General features: G+C 68.8%; 1 protein-coding gene. It reads right to left on the bottom strand.

The window, feature by feature from the left end; genetic code table 11:
• Positions 1–448: HAMP domain-containing protein (locus tag LPA54_RS38770; RefSeq protein ID WP_228985087.1), on the bottom strand; the 448-nt coding region annotated here is incomplete at both ends.

Consider the following 448-nt stretch of genomic DNA (forward strand, 5'->3'; position numbering starts at 1 on the left):
CCCCGGACGCGTCCACGTCGATCTTCAGGTTCAGGTCGCCGCGGGTCACCGCGGTCGCCACGCGCGCGATGGCGCGCACCTGCCGTGTGAGGTTTCCGGCCATCTCGTTCACCGACTCGGTCAGATCCCGCCAGGTGCCGTCCACGTCCCGCACCCGCGCCTGGCCGCCCAGCTGGCCCTCGGTGCCCACCTCACGGGCCACTCGCGTGACCTCCTCGGCGAACGACGACAGCTGGTCGACCATCGTGTTGATGGTCGTCTTCAGCTCGAGGATCTCCCCGCGCGCGTCGATGTCGATCTTCTTCGTCAGGTCGCCCTTGGCGATGGCGGTGGTCACCATGGCGATGTTCCGCACCTGACCGGTCAGGTTGGACGCCATCTGGTTCACCGACTCGGTGAGGTCCTTCCACGTGCCCGCCACACCCGGCACGTGCGCCTGACCGCCCAG

The sequence above is a fragment of the Streptomyces sp. DH12 genome (genome assembly GCF_020873895.1).
Lineage (GTDB): Bacteria > Actinomycetota > Actinomycetes > Streptomycetales > Streptomycetaceae > Streptomyces.